This is a genomic window from Neochlamydia sp. AcF84 (assembly GCF_011087585.1).
GTDB lineage: Bacteria > Chlamydiota > Chlamydiia > Chlamydiales > Parachlamydiaceae > Neochlamydia.
Genome location: NZ_VJOT01000014.1, coordinates 21,431 through 27,670 on the forward strand (window position 1 = coordinate 21,431; position 6,240 = coordinate 27,670).

Sequence of the window (6,240 nt, forward strand, 5' to 3'; positions counted from 1 at the left end):
TCGGCCCTCATCTGCTGCGGTCCTCTGTGGGATATAAGGAAAGTGGTAAGAAAAAGTAATAAATGATGGCTACGCTACAACTCACAATGGGCAAATATTATTAATTTTTATGAAAGGCGGTTATATTAATGATTTCAGAGACTTCTTCCATTAAGTCTGAGAGATCTTTTGAATGGCAAGGGAAAAAAGATAAACCACCTACCTATGGAAAAATTGATCTAAAGATATGCCAGGAACTTGGACTTCCAGATCTATGCCGTGTAAGGTTAGTATGTAAAGAATGGAAACAAGTTGTAGAAGCGACTGATTTATGGAAAAAAATTTGTCCTAATGGTTTTAAATCTAAAATCACTAACAAAAACCAACCTGGTAATCTTAAGGATAAGAATGTAGCCTTTAAAAGCTTCAGCTCCCTAGTCTCCCTATCGCCAGCTATCTATGAACAAACTCTCCTTTCTTTTGAGGATTTAGCATGTGATGAAATAAGGAAGCTCCTAGAAAAAGATGCCATTTTATCAAAAGGCAATATTGATAAAGCAGAAAAAGCCTACACGCAAGCTTTAAAACTTGCCGTTAAAAATGAAGATCTTATCGCAGAAAGCTTTTGCATAGAAAGATTAGGCGATATTTATATCGTAAAAGGAACTCAAGAAACTCTTCTTCAAGCAGCAGGATTCTATAATTATGCTTTTCTTCGGTCTTCTGCGTATAAACAGGAGGATATTAAAGAAAAATTATTAAAAGTCGAAAATTTGCTAATCAAGCTGTGCGAGGGAAAGCCTTTAAGTTCTAAACTAATCAGAAAGCAATTCAAGGGCAACCGCCAACAGTTAAAAACCTTTAGATATCAAATAGAGGAACAAGTCCAATGCTTGTTAGAGGATCCTTCTCCTCAGAAGGTAAAAACTCTTTATCATGACATTGCTGAAGGCGTAAAAATTTTCTTTAAAGTTCTTGTAGAGCAGAGTGTCGACACCTTAGGCGCAGAGCCTTGCGATTATGCCATGATAGGCTTTGGCTCTTTGGCTAGAGAAGAGATGACACCTTATTCCGATTTAGAGTTTGGTATTCTTATAGAAGAAGATACTTCAATAAATCGAGAGTATTTTAAGCGATTGACTACTTTGATTCACTTAAAAGTCATTAATCTACGAGAAACCATCCTGCCAGCTTTAAATATTCCTTGCCTTAAAGCCATAGATTTTTTTGATGGAGTTACGCCACGTGGATTTGCTTTTGATGGAGCAGGAGTAGAAGAAAAAGGCTGTAAAACACCTTTTGGCAATCGTCAGACATTTGAGCTCATTCAAACTCCTGAAAAGATGGCCCAATACATCACTAGGGATGAGGGAGGCCAATGGTGGCATGAAAAAGAGCCTCATCTTCCCATGGAGCTTTTAACTTTTACTCATTTGTTAGGTAACGGAGAGTTAACCGAGGTATATGCTAAAAAATTCAAGAAAACCTCAATACGCCTTATCAAGGAGGCTTTACTCTCCGCCAATATTTAGCCAAGAAACACCTCGTGCACGATGATATGGAGACTTTTGATCCAAGAATGGGCTATTTAGAGACGCAGGGTATGCTTTTCCGAGTTAAAAATGATTTTTATCGCTTTCCTCATCTGGCTATAGATCGGCTAGCCCTTCTTAAAGGGGTAGCAGCTGCAGATACATTTAATAGGATTAATCAGCTAAGCAAGCTAAAGGTTATAACGGAGAATGCTACTAAAAAACTACAGGAGTGGATGAGTATAACATTGTTCATGCGCTTTAAAACCTATTCTCATTATCAAGCTCAACGAGAAATAATGAATCCTCTCATTAAGCCCTTCGGGTTTGAAGATCCGGAATTTATAAAAAAGCAGCTTGTACTAGATCCAGAAGCAGTAGAAAAGGTGAAAAAAATTTATCGAATTTTTATTCCCTTCTATCATGCTATGCAAGGCTTTTTAGCAGGCAATGAAGAAAGCTTGAAATTATCAGATTTAGAGGATAACTTACCTCAGACAGAAGGAGATATAGCTTTAAGGCTTTTTCAACTTGATGAAGCTAAAGACTGGTATAGGCTAGCAAAAAAAGCAGCCCCAAAAAAATCTCAAGTATTAAATATTCTTGCAAACATTTACCTAAATCGAGGGAAGTTAGATAAAGCCGTTAAGTATGCCCAAAAAGCATTAACCATTGACAATGATCTTTATGGCCAAATACATCCTACTATTGCAAGAGATTGCAATAATCTTGGAATGATTTACAAAGAGCAAGGAAATTTAGCGATGGCCGCTGAGTATACCCAAAAAGCACTTAAGATATTTATTAAACTGTTCGGAAAAAATCATCCTGCTATAGCGGTTTATTACAATAATTTAGGGCATATCTATCAAGACAAAGGAAATTTACAAAAAGCAGCTAATAAAGTTAAGAAAGCGCTTAAAATTGGTATAATGCGATATGGTGAGATTCATCCTACGGTAGCAAGCTATTGCACTGGATTGGGACAAATTTGCCAAGCGCAAGGGAAATTACAAGAAGCTTTTGAATATCACCAACAAGCCCTTTTTATAGTTCGTAAACTGTTCGGTGAAAATCATCCCAATTTAGCAAGAAATTATAACAATTTGGGAATGATTTATAAAGAGCAAGGAAATTTGCCCGAAGCAGCTAAGCATGTTAAAAAGGCCCTCATGAGTGTACTTAATTTATTTGGTGAAAATTACCCCAATGTGGCAAGCAGTTACGCCAATTTGGGAACGATTTACCAAGCTCAAGGAAAATTACACGGAGCAACTGAATATATTAAGAAAGCGCTGGCAATTGGACTTAAGCTATATGGTGAAATTCATTCTAGCGTAGCGAATAGTTATAACCATTTGGGGATGATTTACAAAGACCAAGGAAATTTGGCAAAAGCAGTTGAGCATATCGAAAAAGCCCTTGAAGTTAGCCTTAAGCTTTTTGGAGAAAATCACTCTACAGTAGCTAGCTATTACAACAACTTGGGACAAACCTATCACGATCAAGGAGATTTGGGAAAGGCAACAGAATATATTAGAAAAGCGTTGGCAATTGACCTTAAGCTTTTTGGCGAAAATCATTCTACAATAGCAGGCTATTACAACAACTTGGGAATGATTTACCAAGATCGAGGAAATTTAAAAAAAGCTGCTGAGCATGTCAAAAAATCGCTTGTCCTTACCCTTAAGCTGTTTGGTGAAAATCATCCTGATGTCGCAGCAGGATACAATAATCTTGGAACAATTTATAAAACACAAGGAGATTTAAAAAAAGCAGCTAAATATGTCAAGAAAGCACTCACTATAGATCTTAAGATTTTTTGTGCCAACCATTCTGCTTTAGCATGTGATTATAGTAATCTAGGAACGATTTACTACGAGCAAGGGAAATTAGAGAGGGCAGCTGAATGTATCAATCAAGCTTTATTAATTGATCTTAAACTTTATGGAGAAAATCATCCAGAGATAGTTAAAGATTACCGTAATTTAGGCAAAATATACGAAAAGCAAGGAAATATAAAACAAACAGCTGAATATACTAAAAAAGCTCTTAGAAGCAGTATTGCAGCACACGGTATTCATTATCCCGAGGTAGCAGCAATTAATGCTGATCTGCAAGTGCTCAAATTACTGGTTTCCACAACTTTTGTAAAAACAAACTACTATCATAAGAGGCGAGATAAGTTAACGGGAAGAAAAGCCTTAAGTTGACTTAGAAAATGAGAATGTAACCTTGCATATAAGGCCTCGTTAAGATAACCATTCAACAATAAAGAAAAACGTAACTCTAAGAACTTTTTATAAAGCAAGTGGAGATAACAGTAAAATTTTTAAAACCCCTTAGCAATCAAATGGTTACCTTGCCGATTGCCTGATCTAAAAAATATGAAGTGATTGAATTTGATTAATCATGTACAAAGGATTAAGTCTGTAAGAAACTTGGCTAAGTTGGCAAAAGAAAAGGTAGATGCGATAGGGTTTTTTTCAGCCTAGTAGGCTAAAAAGCTAGTATAAAAACTATAAATAATGCTAATGCTTATTTAAATTTTTAATAAAATTGAGTAAAAAAGATAATCCTTATGATTTCAGAGAGCTTAAATACCCATCCTCTTATATTTCCTGCCTTTAACAATTCTATTTCTCCTCTAGGCGATACGTCAGTATATGCAGAAATTGCTTTAAAGATATTCAAAAAATTAAAACTACGAGATATGTGCCAAGCTAAGCTCATATGTAAAGAATGGAAGCAGTTAATTGAAAGCAGCGCTTTAGCAGAAGACATTTACAGGATAGGTTTAAAGCTTGCTATTCAAAAGAACAACCCTCTGCGCGAAAAAGTTTGCGCAGAAAAGCTAGTCCAAGAAGCATATTGTATAGAAAAACTAGGAGATATTTATCAGGAAAAAGGTACAACCGAAACATTACTTCAGGCTGCAGGGCTTTACAATTATGCGCTGCATTTAGCTTCTGCTGAGAGGCATGAAATTCTTAGAGAAAAGCTTGCTAAAATTCAAAACCTAATGAGTGAACTTTACGAAGGAAAACTTTTAGACTATGGTCTGATTAAGAAGCAATTTGAAGATAACCGGCTAAAATTAAAGGATTTTAGAGGCCAAATAGAGAAGCAAATTTGCAATTTATCAAAAAATCCTTCTTTCCAGGAAGTGAAAGAGCTTTACGGTAAGATCGCTCAGGATATAAAGGCTTTTTTTAGCTCACTAGTTAATCAGGCGCTTGATGTTTTAGGCCCGGCACCTTGCGAATATGCCATGATAGGCTTTGGTTCCTTAGCTAGGGAAGAAATGACCCCTTATTCTGACTTAGAATTTGGCATTCTTATAAAAGAAGATAACGACGTAAATAAGAAGTATTTTAGAAATCTTACTAATCTAATTCACTTGAAAGTCATCAACTTAGGCGAAACTATCCTTCCTGCTTTAAATATTCCTTGCTTAAAAGAAATAGGCTTTTTCGATGGCACTACGCCACGAGGCTTTGCTTTTGATGGAGCAGGAGTAGAAGGAAAAGGCTGTAAAACTCCTTTAGGTAATGGCAAATTTAAACTTATCCAAACACCTAAAAAAATGGCCCAATATATTGCCCAAGATAAGGATGAGGAATGGTGGCATAAAAAAGAGCCTCATCTTCCTATGGAGCTTTTAAATTTTACTCATTTACTAGGTAATCCTAAGCTAATAGAACAATATAGACAAAAACTTCAAGAAAAGCTCGATACACGTTATCAAGAAGGCCTTAAACTTCGCCAGTACTTAGCCAAGCAACACCTAGTTCAAGAGGATATGACGGCTTTTGATCCAGGAATGCGTGACATAGGAAAACATGGGATGCTTATTAAAGTTAAAAATGATCTTTATCGTTTTCCTCATCTAGCTTTAGATAGGTTAGCTCTTCTTAACAAAGTACAAGCTTTCCAAACCTTTACTAGAATTGATAAACTAAACCAACTAGGGATTACAACGGAGGGTGCAGCTAATAAGTTAAAAGATTGGATGAGCATTGCGCTATTCATGCGCCTTAAGATGTAATAGGTAGGACTTAATCTGACATTTGTGATAAAAATAAAGGAAACACAATTTATAAGTCGCGAAGCTTGAAGCCCTGCCGCTCATTAAAAGTGACAGCAGGGAAGTTGAAGTGAGCGACTTAAACCAATAAGGAGTGTCAAAATGTCAAATTTAGCAACTCATCAAAAAGTTATAAAAAATAAACTTGGTGTTTTAAAGCTAGCTGAAACATTAGGAAATGTATCCCAGGCGTGTAAGATGATGGGATATTCTAGAGATAGCTTTTATAGATTCAAAGAACTTTATGAAACAGGTGGAGAAGCAGCTCTTCAGGATATGACACGTAAAAAACCCTGTATAAAAAATAGGGTGGACGAATCTATAGAAAAAGCTGTTGTTGATTTTGCTCTTCAAAAGCCTGCTTATGGTCAGTTAAGAGTATGTAACGAGCTTAAGAAACAAGGGATTTTCATTTCGCCAGGAGGTGTGCGTTCTGTTTGGCTTAGATACAATCTTGAGACCTTTCAAAAACGTCTCAAAGCATTGGAAGCTAAAATGGCTCAGGAAGAAATGATATTAACAGAGGACCAACTAAAAGCTCTTGAAAAAGCCAAGGAAGAAAAAGAAGCACATGGCGAAATTGAAACTGAACATCCAGGCTATTTATTATCTCAAGATACCTATTATGTAGGCACTATTAAT

General features: G+C 36.1%; 4 protein-coding genes. All 4 read left to right on the plus strand.

The genetic code is table 11. The features are described 5' to 3' along the window. Positions 1-128: 128 nt before the first annotated feature. Positions 129-1,511, plus strand: coding sequence for an F-box-like domain-containing protein (locus tag NEOC84_RS00720; protein ID WP_166154346.1), 1,383 nt, complete (start codon positions 129-131; stop codon positions 1,509-1,511). Positions 1,512-1,525: 14 nt separating this feature from the next. Next, positions 1,526-3,724 carry a tetratricopeptide repeat protein gene (locus NEOC84_RS00725; protein ID WP_166154348.1) on the plus strand — a complete coding sequence of 733 codons (2,199 nt, stop codon included), beginning with the start codon at positions 1,526-1,528 and terminating at the stop codon, positions 3,722-3,724. A gap of 368 nt (positions 3,725-4,092) precedes the next feature. Further along, positions 4,093-5,559 carry a DUF294 nucleotidyltransferase-like domain-containing protein gene (locus tag NEOC84_RS00730; protein WP_166154350.1) on the plus strand — a complete coding sequence of 489 codons (1,467 nt, stop codon included), beginning with the start codon at positions 4,093-4,095 and terminating at the stop codon, positions 5,557-5,559. 141 nt (positions 5,560-5,700) lie between these two features. Further along, the coding region (locus NEOC84_RS00735) for a helix-turn-helix domain-containing protein (RefSeq protein WP_166154352.1) at positions 5,701-6,240 on the plus strand (540 nt) is incomplete at its 3' end.

Excerpts from the sequence above, each read along its gene's own strand:
- NEOC84_RS00720 (WP_166154346.1), top strand. The coding sequence starts at position 129 with ATGATTTCAGAGACTTCTTCCATTAAGTCTGAGAGATCTTTTGAATGG.
- NEOC84_RS00730 (WP_166154350.1), top strand. The coding sequence starts at position 4,093 with ATGATTTCAGAGAGCTTAAATACCCATCCTCTTATATTTCCTGCCTTT.